This is a genomic window from Agromyces sp. NPDC057865 (assembly GCF_042796995.1).
In the GTDB taxonomy this organism is placed as follows: domain Bacteria; phylum Actinomycetota; class Actinomycetes; order Actinomycetales; family Microbacteriaceae; genus Agromyces.
In genome coordinates, this window is record NZ_JBHVMJ010000002.1 from 742,089 (window position 1) to 762,157 (window position 20,069).

11 protein-coding genes are annotated in these 20,069 nt (G+C 70.3%); 4 read left to right on the top strand and 7 right to left on the bottom strand.

Annotated features, from left to right (window positions below):
* Window positions 1-93: 93 nt before the first annotated feature.
* On the top strand, window positions 94-4,296 hold the full coding sequence (locus ACFVN5_RS11110; protein ID WP_376955171.1) for a BTAD domain-containing putative transcriptional regulator: 4,203 nt from the start codon (window positions 94-96) through the stop codon (window positions 4,294-4,296).
* Here the strand turns inward: ACFVN5_RS11110 and ACFVN5_RS11115 are convergent.
* Both ACFVN5_RS11115 and ACFVN5_RS11120 read right to left on the bottom strand, forming a co-directional pair.
* Window positions 4,293-5,531: a hypothetical protein gene (locus ACFVN5_RS11115; RefSeq protein ID WP_376955174.1), complete on the bottom strand. Its 1,239-nt coding sequence runs from the start codon at window positions 5,529-5,531 to the stop codon at window positions 4,293-4,295. The genes ACFVN5_RS11110 and ACFVN5_RS11115 overlap by 4 nt on opposite strands.
* On the bottom strand, window positions 5,528-6,271 hold the full coding sequence (locus ACFVN5_RS11120; protein ID WP_376955175.1) for a copper homeostasis protein CutC: 744 nt from the start codon (window positions 6,269-6,271) through the stop codon (window positions 5,528-5,530). The genes ACFVN5_RS11115 and ACFVN5_RS11120 overlap by 4 nt, the downstream gene beginning before the upstream one ends.
* 94 nt (window positions 6,272-6,365) lie before the next feature.
* On the opposite strand from ACFVN5_RS11120, the gene merB reads away from it, so the two are divergent.
* Window positions 6,366-7,040: an organomercurial lyase gene (gene merB, locus ACFVN5_RS11125; protein ID WP_376955176.1), complete on the top strand. Its 675-nt coding sequence runs from the start codon at window positions 6,366-6,368 to the stop codon at window positions 7,038-7,040.
* Between the two features lie 40 nt (window positions 7,041-7,080).
* Here the strand turns inward: merB and ACFVN5_RS11130 are convergent, their stop codons facing one another.
* Window positions 7,081-7,347, bottom strand: coding sequence for a hypothetical protein (locus tag ACFVN5_RS11130; RefSeq protein ID WP_376955177.1), 267 nt, complete (start codon window positions 7,345-7,347; stop codon window positions 7,081-7,083).
* Window positions 7,348-7,463: 116 nt separating this feature from the next.
* Between ACFVN5_RS11130 and ACFVN5_RS11135 the strand changes: the two genes are divergently transcribed.
* Window positions 7,464-11,687, top strand: coding sequence for a BTAD domain-containing putative transcriptional regulator (locus tag ACFVN5_RS11135; protein WP_376955178.1), 4,224 nt, complete (start codon window positions 7,464-7,466; stop codon window positions 11,685-11,687).
* 106 nt (window positions 11,688-11,793) lie between these two features.
* On the opposite strand, the gene ACFVN5_RS11140 is transcribed toward ACFVN5_RS11135, so the two are convergent.
* Together ACFVN5_RS11140 and ACFVN5_RS11145 are read right to left on the bottom strand one after the other, a co-directional pair.
* The gene (locus ACFVN5_RS11140) at window positions 11,794-12,087 is read right to left on the bottom strand and encodes a hypothetical protein (protein WP_376955180.1); all 294 of its coding nucleotides are present in this window, start codon (window positions 12,085-12,087) and stop codon (window positions 11,794-11,796) included.
* Between the two features lie 72 nt (window positions 12,088-12,159).
* Window positions 12,160-12,423, bottom strand: a complete 264-nt coding sequence (locus ACFVN5_RS11145) for a hypothetical protein (RefSeq protein ID WP_376955181.1) — start codon at window positions 12,421-12,423, stop codon at window positions 12,160-12,162.
* Between the two features lie 134 nt (window positions 12,424-12,557).
* Between ACFVN5_RS11145 and ACFVN5_RS11150 the strand changes: the two genes are divergently transcribed.
* Entirely contained in the window at window positions 12,558-16,871 is a 4,314-nt protein-coding gene (locus ACFVN5_RS11150) for a BTAD domain-containing putative transcriptional regulator (RefSeq protein ID WP_376955182.1), read from the top strand.
* A gap of 72 nt (window positions 16,872-16,943) precedes the next feature.
* Here the strand turns inward: ACFVN5_RS11150 and ACFVN5_RS11155 are convergent, their stop codons facing one another.
* Both ACFVN5_RS11155 and ilvC read right to left on the bottom strand, forming a co-directional pair.
* Window positions 16,944-18,803 (bottom strand): 5'-nucleotidase C-terminal domain-containing protein, encoded by a 1,860-nt coding sequence (locus ACFVN5_RS11155; protein WP_376955183.1) that lies wholly within the window; start codon window positions 18,801-18,803, stop codon window positions 16,944-16,946.
* A 189-nt stretch (window positions 18,804-18,992) separates the two neighbouring features.
* Window positions 18,993-20,021 (bottom strand): ketol-acid reductoisomerase, encoded by a 1,029-nt coding sequence (ilvC, locus tag ACFVN5_RS11160; protein ID WP_376955184.1) that lies wholly within the window; start codon window positions 20,019-20,021, stop codon window positions 18,993-18,995.
* Window positions 20,022-20,069 lie beyond the last annotated feature (48 nt).

The following is a 20,069-nucleotide window of genomic DNA, read 5'->3' on the forward strand; positions in this document are numbered from 1 at the left end:
CGGTATGGCCCCGTCGGGCCGACGGTATGGAACCGGTATGGACGCCGACCCGCATTCGTTGACACCCCTTGGAGGCGAGTCGACAATGCAGGTGTGGAGATCCGAGTACTCGGTGACCTCACGATCGACAGTGGCAGGCTCAGCCCCAAGGAGCGGTCCCTGCTCGCCGTCCTCGTCCTTCGATCCGGAAATGTCGTCTCGCCGTCCGAACTGGCGGATGCGGTGTGGGGCGACGACGTGCCGGCAACGTGGCGCAAGCAGGTGCAGGCGTTCGTCGTGCACGTGCGGCGGACCCTCGGATCGACGGCGATCGGCACTATGCGAGCCGGCTACCGCCTCCGCGTCGACGGTGACGCGATCGACGCCGTGCGGTTCGAGGGGCTGCTGGATGCGGCGGCGACGCATCGCACGAACGGCGATCCGCAGCGCGCGGTCGACCTGATCGAACGCGCGCTCGCGCTCTGGGGCGGCAGGCCGTACTCGGAACTCGGCGACTGGCCGCCCGCCGTCATCGAGGCTGCTCGACTGGAGGAGATCAGGGCCACCGCCGAGGAGGACCTGCTCATGGCCCGGCTCGAGAGCGGCGAGCATCGGGCCGTCGTCCCCGACGCCGAGCGCCTCGTGCGCAACGACCCGCTCCGCGAGCGCCGCTGGGCGATCCTCGCGACCGCGCTGTACCGCTCGGGTCGCCAGGCCGACGCGCTCGCGGCCCTCCGCGCTGCGCGGGAACGGCTGGCCGACGAGCTCGGCATCTCCCCCGGGCCCGAGCTCACGGCGCTCGAGACCGCGATCCTCAACCAGGACGCGGCGCTCGAGCCCCCGGTCGCCGCTCCGGTCGGCGATGGCGACTGCCCGTACCGCGGCCTCCAGCCCTTCGGCACGGAGGACGCCGGCGAGTTCTTCGGGCGGGACGGCGACGTCAGCGCCGCGCTCGCACGACTGTCGAGCTCGCCGTTCCTCGCCATCTCCGGCGCCTCGGGCAGCGGGAAGTCCTCGCTGCTGCTCGCCGGAATCGTCCCGGCGCTCCGGGCCCGCGGTGAGCAGGTCGTGGTCATCGGCACCGGTTCGGCACCGTCGAGCAGACTGCAGGACGCGCTCGCCGACGGCAGCGGCTCGGTCGTCGTCATCGACCAGTTCGAGGAGCTGTTCCACTCGGGACTCCCGGACTCGCACATCGAAGCGGTGGGATCGTCGATCGCCGCCGCCGTCGCTGCCGGTCGACGCGTCATCGTCGCCGTCCGTGCCGACTTCCTCAGCACCTGCGCCGCCGCGCCCGGCATCGGCCCGCTCTTCGCGGAGAGCGTGTACCTCGTCGGGCCGTTGAGGCCGGAGGGCCTGCGCAGCGCGATCGAGGAGCCCGCAGCCCTCGCGGGGCTTCGGCTCGAGCCCGGGCTGGTGGAGCTGATCCTCCGCGACGCCGCCGGTGCGCCCGGCGTGCTGCCGCACGTGTCCCACGCCCTTGTCGAGACCTGGGCGCGGCGCGAGGGATCCACGCTCACCGTCGCGGGCTACGAGGACTCCGGCGGCATCTCGGGCGCGATCGCCAAGTCGGCCGACCGGCTCTACCTCTCGCTCGACCCCGAGGCGCGCGCCACGTGCCGCTCGACGTTCCTGCGGCTCGTCGAGATCGGCGCCGACGGTGCGCCGATGCGCCGCCGGATCCCGATCCGGCCGATGCGGCAGGATGCCGCCCACGAGCGTGTGCTGGCGAGCCTGGCCGGCGCTCGGCTCGTGAGCGCCGAAGAGAACTCGCTGGTCGTCGCCCATGAATCTCTTGCCACCGCTTGGCCGCGGCTGCGCGGGTGGCTGGAGGACGACGCTGAGGGCTTGCGGACGATGCGAGCGCTCGCGACCGCGGCCGACACGTGGGACGCGGATGGGCGACCCGACGAGGACTTGTATCGCGGTGCGCGGCTTGCGACTGCGACCGTGTGGCGGGAGACCGAATCGCCTGAGCTGACGACCGAGGAGGCCGCGTTCCTCGATGCGTCGAGTGCGAAGGAGCAGGACGAGCTTGCGGCAGTCGAGCAGCGCGCTGCGCGCGATCGTGCGCAGAACCGCAAGCTGCGGGTCGCCCTCGGCGCCGCGACTGCACTCTTCGCCGTTGCGGTCACCGCCGGCGGACTCGTGGCTGCGAGCTCCATCGAGACGGCACGACAGCGCGAGGTCGCCCAGATCGAGGCGCTGACGAGCACGTCGCTGTCGCTCAGGGTGACGCAGCCCGACGTCGCCGCCCTCCTCGCCGCGGAGGCGCACCGACGGTGGCCCGACGATCCGCGCACGCGATCCGCACTGCTCGGCGCCATGACGGGTTCGATCGGCCTGCTGGCGACGACCCGCTTCCCCGACCTGGTGGAGATCTCGGGCGTCCTCGTTCCAGGCACGCGCACCGCCGTCGTCGTGACGGATGCGCGGGACGTCCGCGTCGTCGACATCGACTCGGGCGAATCGGTGCGAACGCTCGACATCCCCCGCGAGAACGCCTTCATGGACAGCCGGCACGGACCCGTGCTGAGCGGCGATGGACGCCGGGTCGCGGTCGTCGAACAGGTGCTCTCGCGCTACCGCGACCGCTCGAACAGCCGACTCGTGGTCGCGGACGTGACAACCGGCGAGCGGCTGTTCGGGCCGGTCGACCTCGACTTCCTCGTGAGCACGCTCGCGCTCAGTCCGGACGGAACGGTTGTCGCATCGATCGACGAGGTGGGCGTGCTCCGACTCATCGACGTACCGAGCGGCACCATCCGAGTCGTCTCGGGCATTCCGACGCACGCACCGGAGTACAACACCGACCGTGCGGGGACCATCCGCTTCATGCCCGACGGACGGCTCCTGCACGGGACCCGCGACGGTGCGCTCCTCATAGTCGATGCCGCGACCGCGAGCGTCGGGGGCGCCGTGGACATGCCGGCCGGGGCGACGAACGTCTCGATGCGGGTGCTCTCGGATACGGAGGTCGTGACGACCGGCGACCGGAGGATCGCGCTCATCGACCCGACCGAGGGTCGCGTCCTCTGGGCGCAGGAGTTCGCGGTCGATCGCGAAGAGCCCTGCAACTGGGTGACGGCCTCGACCCAACTTCAGACCGTGTACTGCGCCACGCTCTGGGGGACGATCGAGGAGCGCAACCTGGGCAACGGCGTGCCGACGGGGGTCGTGCTGCACCCGCAGCTCGGCTACGTCGGACCGGTCGACATGGCGTCGAACGGCCACGAGGTGGTGGCGTTCGGACGTGGAGCTCCCGTCATAGCTCGCTGGATGGTGGACGGATCGGGGCTTGCCTCCCACCTCCTCGCACCGGGTTGGTCGGTCGTCGGCGGATACTCGCGGACCGACCCCGAGGTCGTGATCATGCGTCGGGACGGCGACCCCGCGAGCCCGGAGTACGCAGTGCTCGACACATCCACGGGAGAGTTCACCAGTCGGCTTCCCGTTCCTTCCCATCATGTCGTCTGGGCGGGCTCCCACATGCTGTTCGGCGAGTTCGGCGGCGAAGGCCGCAACCACATGGGCTTCTACGACACGCGGACCGGTGAGATCGTCACGGGAGTCGCCATGCCGGACGATCTCGCCGGCACGTTCGCCGACGGGGCCGGCGATCTGATGTTCGCGGCCCGGGAGACGGGCGAGATCTGGTCGATCGACGCCGCCACCGGCGCACGCGTGGAACCGACCTTCGATGCCGACGGGTTCCCGATCACGGTCTCGACGACCCCCGACGGGGCCGAGGTCCTCGTCACCGTGTGGCGGGACGGCGAAGGTGACGAGAACGACCAGTACCAGAGCGTCGTGTTCGACGGCCGGAGCGGGCAACCGCTGCGCGAGGGCCTTCGACACGCTGCGGGATCGATCTTCGCGTCGCCCGACGTGATCCTCACGAAGTGGGATGACAACCAACTCGTGCGACTCGATGCTCGGTCGTTCGACCGCCTCGGCGTCCTTCCGGCCCCGCCCGCTCGAGTGGACGGCGTGAGCCTCGATGCCGACGGTCGGCTCCTGAGCACCTATTCCCTCGACGGCAGCGTGTCGATCTACGACCTCGAGGCGGGCCTTCGGATCGGCGAACCGATCCCGGTGACCGTCGAGTCCGGCTCCGGCATGCTCCGTGCCGACGGTGAGCAGATCGCCGTGAACGTCATCGGGGGCGTCGCCGTCTGGGACCTTCGGCCGGCCACCCATGCCGAGGCTGCATGCCGCATGGCCGGTCGCGACCTGACGCGTGAGGAATGGGCCACCTATCTCGGTGAGCTCGGCGACTACCGCTCGACGTGCGGATTCGGCTCCGACGACGATTAGTCCCCCGGCAGGCACCGCCCCTCGATGCGCGGCTGCGCCACCCCGAACGCGAAGTCGACCTTCGCGAAGTCGACCGACGACATCGCGGCGCCGCCGAGGATCGGCTCGCCGTGCAGCACCTCGGGCGTGCCGAGGCCGGCCGCCGACCAGGCGAGCACGATGCGGTCCGCCGCCGCGAGGTTGGCCTCGGTGACGGTGCGATCCTGCTCGTCCGTCGTGGTGTCGGTGATCTCCCCCATCGCGAACTCGGCATCGATGCGCAGCATCGTGGTGCCGTCGCCGCAGTCGACCTCGCGCACGACGGCGCCCGGCTGGTCGCGCCAGCGCGCGTCAGGTCCGGCGGCGTCGATGGTGGCGGCCGCAAGCGCGGCGAACTGGGCGCGGCCCTCCTCGAGCGTGGGCGGCGGCACCGCCGGCTCGGCGGGATCCCGCGGGAGGTCCGTCCTGGGATCACGGTCAGCGCCGTCCTCGGCCCAGAGGGTGGGCGGTGGCGGTGCCACCTCTCGAGCGAACTCGGACTGCAGGCTCACGCCGAGCATGACCGCCACGACCGACGTCACGAGGAGCGCCAACCCGGCCCACGCGATTCCGGCGACCGTTCGGCTGCGGAACGGGCCGAGCGAAATGAGGATGCCGCTGAGGAGGATCACTCCCCCGAGCACGAGGAGGGCCGGCACAGCACCGTCCCACGACCGATCGAACGGGATCACGAAGAAAGCCGAGACGCCGATGGCCAGCCCGACGCCGACAAGCAGGCGCACGAGCACGGGCCGCCACTCGGCGAGCGGATGCCGCAGTGTGCGACGGTAACCGTACAGCGCCGCGGCGACCGCCACCACGATCCAGGCGGCCCACATCCAGGGTGGAATGCCCCATCTGAGCGCCGACACCGAGAGCAGCACGGGCACCGAGCCGGCTGCGGCGGACAACGGTACGAGCAGCCGCTCGACCAAGCTGCTCCACCCGAGAGCCCGAACCACGACGACACTCGCACCGGCCGCGAGGCCGCCCGACGTCGCCGCGAGCGGCACGAACCCCCAGGGGAACGCCATGAAGACGAAGATCAGCACGGGGACGCCGAACGTGAGCACGAATCCGATCACCGTGGCGATCGACCCCGCCAGGATCGCCGTGCCGGCGAGCTGCGCCGCGGCCCGCAGGATGCGGTGCTCGGGCGGCTCCGACGGTGCGCCTCGCACCTCGGCGACGGGTCCTTCCTGATCGGTCGACGTCATCGCGCCGCCGCAGCGGCCGCCTCGACCGCCGCGCGGACGATCGCGGCATCCGTCGTGTCGAAGCCGACCTCGCCACCGCCCGGGCCGCTCGGGCCGCCACGCTGCACCCGGCTGCGGGCCGACAGGTGCACGGCATCGACACCCGCTTCGGCGAGGGCCACGATGTCGTCGACGCCGACGCCACCTCCCGCCATGAGCTCGACGGCTCCCCCGAGCTCGGTCGCCATCCGCGCGAGCGTCTCGCGCCCGGCACGGCAGTCGGCCGCGCCGCCTGACGTGAGCACGCGGCGGACTCGCAGCCCGGGGAGCGACATCACTGCGGCGAGCGGGTCGGCCGCGGCATCCACGGCTCGATGCACCGTGACATCGAGGCCCTCTGCGGCGTCGATGAACCGCTGCAGGGCGTCGAGGTCGAGCTCGCCGGCATCGGTGAGCGCGCCGACGACGACCCCGTCGGCGCCGAGCGATCGGGCGAATCGGATGTCGCGCACGGTCGCGTCGACCTCGTCGGCGTCGTACACGAACCCGCCGCCCCGCGGTCGCACGAGCACGTGCACGAATCCGGGCGCGGATGCCGCGTGCGCCGCCTCCATGGCCGCCTCGACGAATCCGGGCGACGGCGTCAGCCCCCCGAGTCCGAGCGCCTGGCACAGCTCGACCCGCGCGGCCCCCTCGCGGAGCGCGATGCGGACCCCGGCGGCATCCTGGACGGCGATCTCGACGGGGAGGATTCGTGGCACCTCGTCACCCTATCGAGCGACGGCCTGCGCGGCCTGCGACGATCCGCGCCGCCCCGCGCTGGCCCGCACCCCGGTTCAGGAGGACACTCGTGTCATGACCGACCGCAACGAGACCGTGCGCCTCGCGATCTACTCGGGCCTCGCCGGCACGGGCCGGCTCCCGTCGGAGGCGGAGCTCGTCGAGGAGACGGGGCTCTCCGCACCCGAGCTCGCGGAGGCGATGGAGGAGCTCGCGGCATCCCGCCACCTGGTCTTCGACGGCGAGCACGAGATCGTGCTCGCGCACCCGTTCGCGACGCGCAACTTCGCGTTCTCGGTGATGGGCGAGCACACGCTGTGGTGGGGAGGATGCGCCTGGGACGGCTTCGCAATCCCGAACCTCGTGCCCGACGAGCCGTCGGCACTCGTCGCGACGACGTGCCCCGCGTGCGGCACCGCGCACTCCTGGACCGTGACGCGCGACGGTCCGCCGGATGGGACGCAGATCGCCCACTTCCTCACGCCGATGGCGCACGTCTGGGACGACGTCATCCACGCGTGCGAGCACCAGCGGATCTTCTGCGACGAGGTGTGTCTCGACCGCTGGCTCGCCGAGACGGGCAACGAACGAGGTGCGGTGTTCGACCTCGCGACGCTCTGGCGGCTCGCGTCGCAGTGGTACGCCGGCCGCCTCGACACGCCCTACCGGCGACGCGAGCCGAAGGAGGCGCACGACTACTTCGCGAGCGTCGGGCTCGTCGGGCCGTTCTGGGGCAACGCACCGGCCTGAGGCGGGCCGGCCCGAGGCGCGCCGACCTCGGCGGTCGCGCTCAGCGCCCGTGCACGCGGGTGATGACCAGACCCCGGGACGCCACGGCCTCGTCGGCGAGGCGTGCACGCACCAGCAGCTCGATCACGTAGCGATCGGCGGCCTGGTGCACGAGCGCGTTGTTCATCGCGGCGTCGACGTGCGGCGGGAGCAGGTGGGCGCGCGATCCGGCGGTCGACGCCGGTGTCGCGCAGCCGGCGAGGCACGTTGCGAGTGCGACCACGGATGCCGCGACGACGAGTCGGAGCGAGGCGGTTGCGGTGTTCATGCCTCCCACGATCCGCCGAGGGGGGTATGCGCCGGGCCCCGGATCGGTATGCAACCGGTATGCACGGTATGCGGACGTCGTTGACGGTGGCGCGGCAACGGCGAACAATGCGGAGCATGGGCCTGGGAGTCTTCGGCCCGCTCACCGTCGAGGGGGTCTCGCTCAGTCCGCGCGAACGGACTGTGCTGTCGGCACTGGTGCTCCGCGCCGGACGCCAGGTCACGACGGATGAGCTCGCCGAGGCGCTCTGGGGCGACGAGCTTCCGGGCACCTGGCCGAAGCAGCTGCAGGCGTCCGTCGGTCGCGTCCGTACCGCGATCGGGCACCATTCGATCGAGACGGCGCCCGGCGCGTACGTGCTGCGTATCGACCCCGAGAGCGTCGACGTGGAGCGGTTCGAGCGCCTCGCGGCATCCGCTCGGGAGCACCTCGACGACGACCCGGCCCGGGCGGTGGACGCCGCCGACCGGGCTCTCGCGCTCTGGCACGGCTCGCCGTACGCCGACCTCGCGTCGTGGCCGCCCGCCGTCGCCGAGACGGAGCGGCTCGACGAGGTGCGGATGGAGCTCGAGGAGGTGCGGCTCGACGGCCGCCTCCGCATGGGCGAGCACGCGGCCTCCATCGGCGACGGGGAGCAGCTCGTGCGTGAGGCGCCGCTGCGGGAGCGGCGCTGGGTGCTGCTCGCCACGGCCCTCTATCGGAGCGGTCGCCAAGCCGACGCGCTCGCGGCCATCCGTGCGGCGCGAGAACGCCTCGCCGACGAGCTCGGAGCCGAGCCGGGCGCCGAGCTGACCGAGCTCGAGCTCGGCATCCTGCGGCACGACGACGCGCTCGACCTCGATGCGGCGCCCTCGACGGCGAGCGTCGAATGCCCCTATCGCGGCCTGCAGCCGTTCGGCGTCGACGATGAGGACCTCTTCTTCGGCCGCGACGTCGACATCGCCGCCGCGCTCGGCCGGCTGGCCCGCTCGGGCTTCCTCGCCGTCTCGGGAGCCTCTGGCAGCGGCAAGTCATCACTCGTGCGTGCCGGTGTCGTCCCCGCCCTGCGGCGGCGCGGCGATCGTGTCGTGATCCTGACGCCCGAGCACCACCTCGACGTTCGGATCCGCGACGCCGCCATGGGCGCCGGACGCGCGGGCGTCGTCGTCATCGACCAGTTCGAGGAGGTGTTCCACGCCGGCGAGGCCGACCTCGACGCCGCCGCGCACGCCATCTTCGATGCCGTCGTGATCGAGACGACGGTCATCCTGGTCGTCCGCTCGGACTTCCTCGACGAATGCGCGGCGAACCCGTACCTCGCCCCACTCGTTGCGGAGGGCGTCCACCTCGTGGGGCCGATGGCCACCGATGCGCTACGCCAGGCCGTCGAGCTGCCGGCCCGCCGCGCCGGCCTGCGACTCGAACCGGGCCTCGTCGAGGTCATCCTGCGGGATGCCGCGGGCGAGACCGGCGCGCTCCCCCACCTCTCCCACGCGCTCGTCGAGACCTGGCTCCGGCGCGAGGGCGCGACGATGACCGTCGCCGGATACGAGGCGTCCGGCGGCATCTCCGGCGCGATCGCCCAGTCGGCCGACCGTCTCTACCAGTCGATGAGCCCCGAGCAGCGGAAGGTGTGCCGTTCCCTCCTGCTGCGGCTCATGGCGCTCGCGCCCGACGGCAGCCCGGTGCGTCGCCGGGTCTCGTCGAAGCCGCTGCGAACGGATGCCGCGCGCGACGAGGTCCTGACGATGCTCGCCGGCTCGCGGCTCGTGAGCACCGAGGCCGAATCGGTCGAGGTCGCCCACGAGTCCCTCGCGACGGCGTGGCCGCGGCTCCAGTCCTGGCTCGAGGAGGACGCCGAGAGCGCCCGCATGCTCACGGCCGTCTCGGCCGCCGCGGAGGCGTGGAACGCCGCCGAGCGTCCCGACGACGACCTGTATCGAGGCGTCCGCTTGCAGGCCGCCCTCGAGTGGCGGGACGCCTCGCCGAACGACCTGACCGACGTCGAGTCCGCGTTCCTCGACGCCTCCGCAGCCAGGGCGACCGCCGAGCAGGAGCAGCTCGCGGAGCGCGCTCGCCGGGACCGGAGCCAGAACCGGCGGCTGCGCGTCCTGCTCGGGGTGGCGGGTGGCCTCATCGTCCTGCTCGTCGGCGCCGGCTCTGTCGCGGTGGTCTCGTCCCAGGAGGCGAATGCGCAACGCGACAGCGCCGCGATCGAAGCACTGGTCGGCACGGCGCTCGCGCTGCGCTCGTCGGAGCGGGACGTGTCGGCGCTGCTCGCCGCTGAGGCGTATCGACGCTGGCCCGACGACCCACGCACGCGGTCGGGACTCATGGGAGTGCTGCAGGGCGCCGGCGGGTTCCTCGGGAACACGATCCTGGCCGACGGGGGAAACACGTACGGAAGCGTCATCCCGGGAACCGGCCAGGCCGTCGTCGTGAGCACCGACGGTGACGCCGCAGTCCGCGACGCCGCGACAGGGGATGTGGTCCGTGAGCTGGATCTCGGGTTCGAACTCGGCATGCCTCGGCCTCGCCCGTTGATCGAGGTCAGCCGGGACGGCCGGGTCGCCGCCGTCCTCTGGCCCGTCCGCACGCAGCTGGCCGGAGTCACTTGGTATGGGACGTCGCCGCAGTCGGAGGTCGTCGTCTTCGATCTCGAGTCCGGGCGACGGATCGTCGAACCCGATGTCCTCGAGGTCGGAACAGGGGCCCTCGCGGTGAACGCGGACGGGTCCATGGTCGCGATCGCGGATGCCCGGGACGGCGCGGTGACGCTGATGTCCACGTCGGACGGGACCATGTCGAGGATCGCCGGGGAGGCAACCGTGGATCTCGATCGTGACTCCTACGCGGCCGCGATGACGTTCGACGATCAGGACCGGTTGCTGGTAGGACGCCTCGATGACCGCGTTGATGTGATCGATGCGAAGGCCGGTTCGATCACCGCGAGTCTGCCGGTTCCAGAGGATTCGGCGCATGTCGCCATGGCCGCCGACGCCTCGGGGATCGTCGTCGCCTCCGGCGACCGCCACCTGGTCGCGTTCGATCCCGACGACGGGCGCGTGCTGTGGTCCACCGACATCGCCCGGCCCTACCTCGCCCCGTGCAACTGGCTGGCGGTGGCCGAGGCCACGGAACGCGCCTACTGCGGCAGCCTGTACGGCAGGATCAGCGCATACTCCCTCACCGACGGCGCCCATGTTCCGCAGGAGGAACTCGGTCCGTTGTACGGCGAGGTCGGCCCGATCGACGTGGTCGACGGCACGACGCTGGTGGCGATCAGCGGCAGCCATCCGCTCGTCTCTCGCTGGCGGCTCGACGGCGAGGGTCCTGGGCGCCGGATGCTCTCACCTGGGCATCTGGTGGTCGGGCCGTACTCGACGGATGGCGGCTCGGTCGTCGTCGCGCCGCAGGCGGTCGTCACGAGCATGCCGCCCGCCTGGGATGGCGCCGTCGTGCAGGACACCGCAACCGGCGACGTCACGCACCGGTTCGACGAACGCGTGAGTGACGTCGTCTGGGCCGCCGGCCGTCTGATCGCTCGGAGTAACGACACTGGGCAGTTCCGCTTCCTCGACAGCGAGACGTGGGATCAGGTCGGAAAGTCGATCTGGAACGTCGCGTCGTTCTTCCCCACCAACGACGGAACGCGGCTCGAAGCGATACGCGTCGACGGACGGATCCAGGCCTTCGATCCCCGGACGGCAGAACCCGCGAGCGACTCCTGGACGGTGGACGGTTTCCCCGTCTGGCTCTCGATCTCCCCGAACGGCGAGCGAATCGCCGTGACGCAGTGGGAGAACGAATACTCGAAGTCGGAGGCGGACGGAATCACGAGGGAGCAGTTCGCCCTCAATGTCTCGATCGTCGAGACGCGGGAGCACCGAGTGCTCTTCAACGAGCCGATGCCGGTCGGCGCCCAGGTACTGCTCGATAACGGCGACCTCATCGGGCTCGAAGACAACCGCATCGGGCGCTACGAGACGGAACCGCTTGCCCGCGTCGGAACCGTTGCCGGCGCCGCCGGAGGCCTCTACGCGCCATCGATGAGCCGAGACGCGGAGACCATGCTCGTCATGGCCTCCGATGGGACGGCGCTGCTCTATGACGCAGCCACGGGCACGAGGATCGGCGACCCGCTGCGCACGGACCAGCGCACGCTCGGCGTCGCCGTCCTCCGCCCCGATGGCAAGGAGATGGCCGTGTCCATGCCGGAGGGCGTCATGCTCTGGGACCTCGATCCCGAGCACCAGTTCGAGTTCGCCTGCCAGCTCGCGGGCCGAGACCTCACCGAGGACGAGTGGAACACGTACCTCGCCGACCTCGGCGATCCGCAGAGCACCTGCGACTTCGACTGATCGGGCGATCACGACCGACCGACCGGCCAGGCATGAAGGAGCGGGGCCGGCCCGAGCCGACCCCGCCGGGGTGTGTGGAGGTCGCGAGCTCGCGACCGGGATTCGGTCATCGACCGCCAAGCGGGCTCAGATCGTCGTGGACCGGTGCGGCCGCGTCGGTCTCGGGGAGGGTCCCCACGGCCATGTCGTGGCGGACGTCCAGCTCGCTCACGTAGCGGAGGGCGAACTCGCGCACGAGCTCGCGATGCATGGCGGGCGTGGTCACGGGACGAACGATCCGGGCGGCGTTGGCGTCGGCCTCGGCGGCGCTCGCAGCGCCGGCGGATCCGATGACGGTCACCGCAAGCGCGGCGGCGGCCGCGGCGGCGGTGAGGCGGGTGAATGCGGTGGTGGTGTTCATGCATCCACCATCGGATGCCGCGGTATGCAGCCGTCTCGCGATCGGTATGCGCGAGGTATGTGCCCCGGCGACCTACGAGCCGTCAAGCATCCAGAGGCGCCGCTCCGCGACATCCGGTCCGATCTCTCGGGACTGCATCCAGAGGCGCCGCTCCGCGACATCCCGCCCGTCGACTCGGGTCTGCATCCACAGGCGCCGCTCCGCGACGTCCTGGTCGACGCGTGTTTCGGCTTTCGGGTCGGCAACGAGTGCCGTGCCGGCACAACCGGCGAGTGGAACGATGAGGGCCGTCGAGGCGATGAAGGCGACGACCAAGGTTCGAGTGCGTGCGTTCATGTCTCCGACTGTGGCGCCGTCCGGTATCCGCCGAACCCACGCCGGCATCCACCGGTTGCGGGCCGGTATCCGCCCAGTATCCGCGCGCGGATGATCGATTGACGGGCCTTCGAGCCGCGAGGACAATGCCGATCATGAGCGTCAGCGTCTTGGGGACGCTCGTCGTCGACGGGGCCCCGATCAGCCCGCGAGAGCGAGCGGTCCTGGCGGCGCTCGTGCTTCGAGCCGGTGATCCCCTCGCGCCCGGCGACATCGCCGATGCCATCTGGGGGGAGGAACCGCCGGCGACGTGGACGAAGCAGGTGCAGATCGCGATTGCACGGCTGCGTCGCCATGAAGGAGTCCCGCCGATCGAGACGCTACCGGACGGATATCGGCTCAACGTCACCCCCGACTCTGTCGACGCCCTCCGATTCGAGCGATTGGTTCAAGTCGGCATCGAGCACGCACGTGACGGAGAGCCCGATCGTGCGGAGTCGGCCTTCTCCCAGTCGCTCGAGCTCTGGAGGGGGAGGGCGTTCGCCGACCTGCCCGACTGGGCGCCGGCCGTCGCCGAGTCGCAACGCCTGGTCGATCTTCGTGCCTCCGCTGAGGAGGGCCAGCTCCAGGCACAGCTCGACCTCGGCCACGATGTGAGCATCGTGTCCAGGGCGGAGCGGCTCGTCCAGGATGCGCCACTCCGCGAACGCAGATGGGGAATCCTCGCGATCGCCCTGTACCGCGGTGGCCGACAGGCCGAAGCACTTGCAACGATTCGCGAGGCTCGGCGCCGGTTCGGCGAAGAACTCGGGATCGACCTCTCTGATGAGCTCGCGGGACTGGAGCAATCGATGCTCCGGCATGACACCGCACTCACCGCTTCATCCGTGGAACGCCCGGACGTCGAGCCGACGTGCCCCTATCGCGGGCTCGCCGCATACGACGTTGGAGACGAAGAGGAATTCTTCGGCCGCTCGGGCGACATTCTGTCCGCGCTGGCACGGATAGACGGTGCTCAGTTCCTTGCGCTCGCCGGTGCGAGCGGATGCGGCAAGTCCTCCCTCGTACGCGCGGGCGTAACGCCCGCCCTTCGACGCCAACGGCGACGAGTTGAGATCCTGCTTCCTCGCAGGACCGTCGCGTCCGACGTCCAGGACCGGTTCGCTTCACTACGTGTCGGGGACGTACTCGTCGTGGACCAGTTCGAGGAACTCCTGCACCAGGGACTGTCCGACGACGCAATCGACGAGACCTGTGCAGCGCTCGCGGGCTACATGCACCGAGGCGGAACTGTCCTCGTCACCGTTCGCAGCGACTTCCTCGACGACTGCGCTCGGCTCCCACATCTGGGACCCGCCTTCATCGAGGGCGTTCACCTCGTGCCCGCGATCGGGATGAACGGGTTGCGAGAGGCCATCGAAGGTCCGGCTCGACTAGCCGGCCTCCGGCTCCAGCCCGGTCTTACCGAACTGATCCTGCGAGATGCCGCCGGGCAGGCCGGCGCGCTTCCACTCGTCTCGCACGCCCTGGTCGAGACCTGGCTGCGTCGCGAAGGGTCGACGCTCACGGTCGCGGGCTACGAGGCGGCCGGTGGCTTGTCAGGGGCCATCGCTCAATCGGCCGACCGGCTCTACCAGCGGATGACGCCCGCGGAACGGACGCTCTGCCGCTCGACGTTGCTGAGGCTCGTGGCCTTGGGTCCGGACGGCAGCCCCATCCGTCGCACGATGCCCGTGAAGTCGCTCCATGACGACGAGGCACGAGACCATGTGCTCGCGATGCTCGAAGGGGCCCGTCTCGTGAGCGCTGATGAGACGTCGATCATCGTCTCGCACGAATCGCTGGCCGTCGCCTGGCCACGTCTGCGCGGGTGGCTCGACGAGGACGCAGATGCGCAACGCACCATGCACTCCCTGTCCACGGCCGCGGAGTCATGGGATGTCGACGGGCGGCCCGATGAGGACCTCTTCCGCGGGGGACGACTTCAGACCGCGCTGGAGTTGCGGTCGAGCAGCGAGGGGGACCTCACGAAGACCGAATCGCAGTTCCTCGACGCGTCGGAGGCGCTGGAGGCGTCCGATCGGAGGGAACTCGCGGCCCGTGAGCAGCAGGAACGCAGGCAGAACTGGCGCCTGCGCGTCGTGCTCGGCGTCGCGGTCGGCCTGATCGTGCTGCTCGCGGGCGCCGGCTCGGTGGCTGTGGTGTCCTCCCAGGAGGCGAACGCACAGCGGGACAGCGCCACGATCGAGGCGCTCGTCGCCACATCGCTCGCGCTGCGGACCTCGGAGCGCGATGTGTCCGCCCTCCTCGCCGCCGAGGCGTATCGACGATGGCCCGACGATCCGCGCACGCGCTCCGCACTCATGAGCGTGCTCCAAGCAGCGGGCGGGTTCCTCGGCACCGTCGCAGTGGCATCGGGTGGGAATGCGTATGGGAGCGTGATCCCGGGCACCGAGCAGCTGCTGGTTGTCACGACCGCCGGTGACGCGGGGGTTCGCGATGCCGGGAGTGGCGACGTGATCGTTGAGCTCGACCTCGGATTCGATCCCGGTCCGGCTACGCCCACTCCCCTCGTCGAGGTGAGCGGCGACGGCCGAGTCGGTGCCGTCCTGTGGCCCGTTGAGGTGTTTCCGGATGGCGCTCCCGGGGTCAGGTGGGAATCCACGCGGTCCGACCTGGTCGTGTTCGATCTCGAACGCGCCGAGCGAATCTGGGGTCCAACCCGGCTCGAAATGGCGACGGGAGCGCTCGCCGTGAATCGTGACGGGTCGAGCATCGCGGTCGCGGACCTCGCCGACGGCGATGTGACACTCGTGTCGACCTCGGACTGGCAGGTGCTCGACGTCGCTTGGGAGACATCGAGGCCGCTCGCATTTCCTGCCAATAAGATCTACCCGCACACCGCCGCACTCGCGTTCGACGATCGGGGCCGGCTCTTGGTCGGACGCCTCGACGACCACGTTGACATGGTCGATCCCGCATCGGCGATGATCACGGCGACCATGGCCGTGCCCGAATTGTCGGCCCATACCGCCATGGCCGTCAGCGACTCCGGAATCGTGATCGCGTCGGGCGACTTCGGGCTGATCGCCTTCGAGCCCGACGAGCAACGCGTGGTTTGGTCGACCGACATCGGCACACCCAACCCCGAATCGTGCAATTGGCTCGCGCTGTCGGAGCCGATGCAACGCGTCTACTGCGCCAGCCGGTTCGGGCGGATCAGCGTCTTCGACCTCGCGAACGGCGCACCGATCCCCGCCGAAGACATCAGGGCACCTGACGGGGACATCGGGACGCTCGACGTGAGCGCCGACGGTGCGGTCCTGACGGCGATCAACGGAAGTCAGCCGAACATCTCCCGCTGGCGCCTCGACGGGCTCGGCCTCGCGCGTCGGCTGATCGCTCCTGGGCACATGCTGGCCGGTCCGTATTCGTACGAGGGATCATCCGTCGCGACGGCACCCCAGATCAACGCCGGTTCCTTCTCGCGTGACGAACTCAAGCGGGTTTTCGAGGCGACGGAAGGTGTCCTGGAGGGCGTTGTCGTCTTGGACACCGCGACCCGCGACGTCACGTACCGGTTCGATCAAGCGGTAGGCGGCGTCGGCTGGGCAGCAAACCGACGCCTGTACGCGGTTTCGGACGAGGACCACATGTTCCGCATCGTCGACGCCGACACGGGAGACGAGGTCGGGTCCCCGGTCTGGGGTATCGAGACGGTATGGCCATCGAGCGACGGCACGACACTCCACGCGGTGCGCCACGACGGCCTGATCCAAGACCTCGATCCGCGTAGCGGAGACGCAGAAGGGGAGCCGTGGGACGTCGAAGGACACGCTCTCCGGATCTCGGTCGCACCCGATGGAGACCGGATCGCGGTGACCCACTCCAGCCCGCCCAGCAAGACCTGGCTGGCGATCCTCGCCGCCGAGGGACATCACCTCCTGTACCGCGAACCCACGGCGATCGACGACCACGTCATGCTCGACGACGGCGAGCTCCTCGGCATGGAGGGCACTCGCATGGGTCGGTACCAGACGGATCCACTCGCACGGGTCGCGACGGTTCCGGGCGGCGCAGCGGAATTCGCATACCCGTCGTTGAGTCGTGACGCCCGGACCTTGCTCGTGATGGCCGACGACGGAACCGCGTTGCTCTATGACACGGATACGGGAATCCGGATCGGCGGGCCGTTCCCGACCGACGACCGGCCCGTTGCCCCGGGTATCTATGTCGATCTCGAAGGCACCGACGTGACGTTCCCTCTCCCCGACGCGGTCATCCGCCCCGACGGTCGTGAGATGGCCCTCTCGATGCCCGAAGGAGTCGTGGCGTGGGACATCGATCCCGAGCACCAGTTCGAGTACGTCTGCCGCATCGCCGGCCGCGACCTCACCGACAACGAGTGGCGCACCTACCTCGGCACGCTCGGTGACCGGCAGAGCACCTGCCGCTTCGGCTCCGATTGACCCGATCGCCTGCACACGCTCGGCGGGGCCGGCCGAAGCCGACCCCGCCAGCGGCGGTGCCACGAGGGCAGATCAGAACACGGGCGTCCCGTTCCGGACGAGCCGCCAGTTCTCGACGTGGAAGTCCGCCGGGTCGATGGTCCCCGCCGCCGAGGCGTACGAGACGATGGCCTCGCGGATCGCGACCTGGGCGTTGTAGACCACCGGCGCGCCCTGGATGTGCGGGAACCCGCCACCGCCCGACTGCCGGTAGTTGTTGACCGCGACGAGGAACCGCTGGTCGGCGGCCACCGGCGCGCCGTCGAACGACAGTCCCACGATGCGCGAGCCGACCGGCTGGGAGATGTCGACGCCGTAGTCGACCCCCGAGAACTGGTCGTAGTTGTAGTCGGGGGTGTTGCCGGCATTCGTCCACGTCGCCGGCGCGACCGGCGCATCGGGTGCCACCACAGCGAAGTACTTCGCCGAGTACTCGAGGTAGTCCTTGATCTGGGCGCCCGTCATGATCGACCCGAGCAGGGTGTTGTCGTAGATGTACAGTCCCGCGACGTCCTTGATGGTCACCTGCCCGGCCGGGAAGGTCGCCGCCCGGTTGAACGGCGCCGCGATCGACACGATCGGCAGCGCCGCCTCGGGCGTGCCCGCAACTGCGGCCGAGACGGTCGCCGTCTGCACGGCGTTCACGTAGTCGAGGATCGCCGTGTCCTTCCAACACGCCTCGGCCGCGGACATCGCCTCGGTCGAGACCGCGACCGGAGTGTTGACGTAGCGCACCACGGCGTCGTGCTGCGCCCGTACCACGGCGACGAGCGCCGGATCGTCGACGACGGTGTTCGTGTTGACGGTCGTCGATGATCCCGACGTGACCGCCCACTTGCCCTTCGCGTACTCGACCGTGAGGTCGAAGACGCTCAGACGCTGGCCCCAGTTCTTCGGTTCGCTGAGCACCACGTCGCGGTTGGTCGCGAGGTTCTTCACGATGCGCTGCGGCACGTCGACGTGCGCGTGGCCGAACAGGATCGCGTCGATGCCGGGCACCTGCTCGGCGACCAGCGCGGCCGCGTTCTCGACGGGGAGGTCGCCGGTGTACGACGAACGGCCGCTGTCGCCCGAGTGGGCGCTCACGACCACGACGTGGGCACCGGCGCGGCGCATCACGGGCACCCAGCGCGCCGCGGCCTCGACGAGGTCCTGCACCTCGAGCTTGCCGCTCACGTTGGCCTTGTCCCAGATCACGACGCCAGGGTTGGTGAGGCCGAGCACGCCCACCCGGAGCGGCGGGCGCCCCGGCACCTTCATCGTCTTGATCGTGTATGGGGTGTACGCCGGCACCTTCGTGCCGGCGCGCACGGCGTTCGCCGCGAGGACGTCGGCGTCCATCTGCGAGATCCAGTAGTCGAGGAAGTCGAGCCCGTAGTTGAACTCGTGGTTGCCGAGCGCGACGGCGTCGTACCCGATCGCATTCATCTGCGCCGCGATCGGGTGGACGGCACCCGACGAGTTCACGGGGTCGACGAGGGCGTAGTAGAACCCCAGCGGCGACCCCTGGATGGTGTCGCCGGCGTCGAAGAGCATCGTGCGGTCGCGCCCCCGCGTGGCGCGGATCTGGTTCACGACGCTCGACACGCGAGCGAGGCCGATGGCGTTGCCGGCGCTGTCGCTGTACGTGGCGTCCTTGTAGTAGTCCCAGTTCACGGCGTTGGCGTGCAGGTCGGACGTGCCCATGATCGTGATGGTCAGCGAATCGGGACCGGGCGCGGCGTTGGCGGCGGTGGGCCAGCCGGCCGCCGCCAGGACGCCGGCAGCGGATGCGCCGACCAGGACGTTGCGACGGGTGAGGCCGGACGTCGTCGTCTCGACCTCGTCGTCGGGTGCGGCGCAGGAGCACCAGCGTGGAGAGGGATCAGGGTGCGTGTGTGCAGTTCGGGTCATGGGACCACATGCGATCACGCCGCGTACCCGCCTGACAAGGGGTTCCCCTCTGCTCATTCGCGCATGAGCTGAGGGGCCCTCAACACCGACGGCGGGGCCGGCCGGAGCCGGCCCCGCCGTGCGGGTGTCGTGTCGAAGGGTCTCGATACGGGTCCGCCTGCGGCGGGCGCTACTCGACCACCGGAGCCGTCAGCGAGCGACCTCGCCGTCCACATAGTCGTCGTCGTCGACCTGCGTCCACGAGAAGAGCTTGCGGAGCTCGCGGCCGGTGACCTCGATGGGGTGCTGCTCGCCCTTGGCGCGGAGCTCGAGGAACTCGGGAGCACCGGCATCCTGGTCGGCGATGAAGCGCTTGGCGAAGGTGCCGTCCTGGATGTCGGCCAGCACCGCCTTCATGTTCTCCTTGACGCTCGGGTCGATGACGCGGGGGCCCGACACATAGTCGCCGTACTCGGCGGTGTCGGAGACCGACCAGCGCTGCTTGGCGATGCCGCCCTCCCACATGAGGTCGACGATGAGCTTCAGCTCGTGGAGCACCTCGAAGTAGGCGATCTGCGGCTGGTAGCCCGCCTCGGTGAGCGTCTCGAAGCCGTACTGCACGAGCTGCGAGACACCGCCGCAGAGCACGGACTGCTCGCCGAAGAGGTCGGTCTCGGTCTCCTCGGTGAAGGTCGTCTTGATGACGCCCGCACGGGTGCCGCCGATCGCCTTGGCGTACGACTTCGCGAGGTCCCACGCGGTGCCCGAGGCGTCCTGCTCGACCGCGATGATGTCGGGGATGCCGCGGCCGGCGACGAACTCGCGACGGACGGTGTGGCCCGGCGCCTTCGGCGCGACGAGGATCACGTCGACGCCCTCGGGCGCCTCGATGTAGCCGAACCGGATGTTGAAGCCGTGGCCGAAGACGAGCGTCTTGCCCTCGGCGAGGTTGTCCTTGACCGACTCGGCGTAGATGTGCCGCTGGAACTGGTCGGGCGCGAGGATGACGACGACGTCGGCCCAGGCCGCGGCATCCGCCACGTTCTTCACCTCGAAGCCGGCCTCCTCGGCCTTGGGCTTCGACTTCGAGTCGTCCTTGAGGCCGATGACGACCTCGACGCCGGAGTCGCGGAGGTTCTGCGCGTGCGCGTGGCCCTGCGAGCCGTAGCCGATGACGGCGACCTTCTTCGCCTGGATCAGCGAGAGGTCGGCGTCCTTGTCGTAGTAGATCTCAGCCATGCTGTTCATTTCTCCTTGTGGTGGGTTCAGGTGACGGATGCCGCGCCG

Coding starts and splice junctions, on each gene's coding strand:
- ACFVN5_RS11135 (WP_376955178.1), top strand. CDS start 7,464: ATGGGCCTGGGAGTCTTCGGCCCGCTCACCGTCGAGGGGGTCTCGCTC.
- ACFVN5_RS11115 (WP_376955174.1), bottom strand. CDS start 5,531: ATGACGTCGACCGATCAGGAAGGACCCGTCGCCGAGGTGCGAGGCGCA.
- ACFVN5_RS11150 (WP_376955182.1), top strand. CDS start 12,558: ATGAGCGTCAGCGTCTTGGGGACGCTCGTCGTCGACGGGGCCCCGATC.
- merB (WP_376955176.1), top strand. CDS start 6,366: ATGACCGACCGCAACGAGACCGTGCGCCTCGCGATCTACTCGGGCCTC.
- ilvC (WP_376955184.1), bottom strand. CDS start 20,021: ATGGCTGAGATCTACTACGACAAGGACGCCGACCTCTCGCTGATCCAG.
- ACFVN5_RS11130 (WP_376955177.1), bottom strand. CDS start 7,347: ATGAACACCGCAACCGCCTCGCTCCGACTCGTCGTCGCGGCATCCGTG.
- ACFVN5_RS11140 (WP_376955180.1), bottom strand. CDS start 12,087: ATGAACACCACCACCGCATTCACCCGCCTCACCGCCGCCGCGGCCGCC.
- ACFVN5_RS11155 (WP_376955183.1), bottom strand. CDS start 18,803: ATGACCCGAACTGCACACACGCACCCTGATCCCTCTCCACGCTGGTGC.
- ACFVN5_RS11145 (WP_376955181.1), bottom strand. CDS start 12,423: ATGAACGCACGCACTCGAACCTTGGTCGTCGCCTTCATCGCCTCGACG.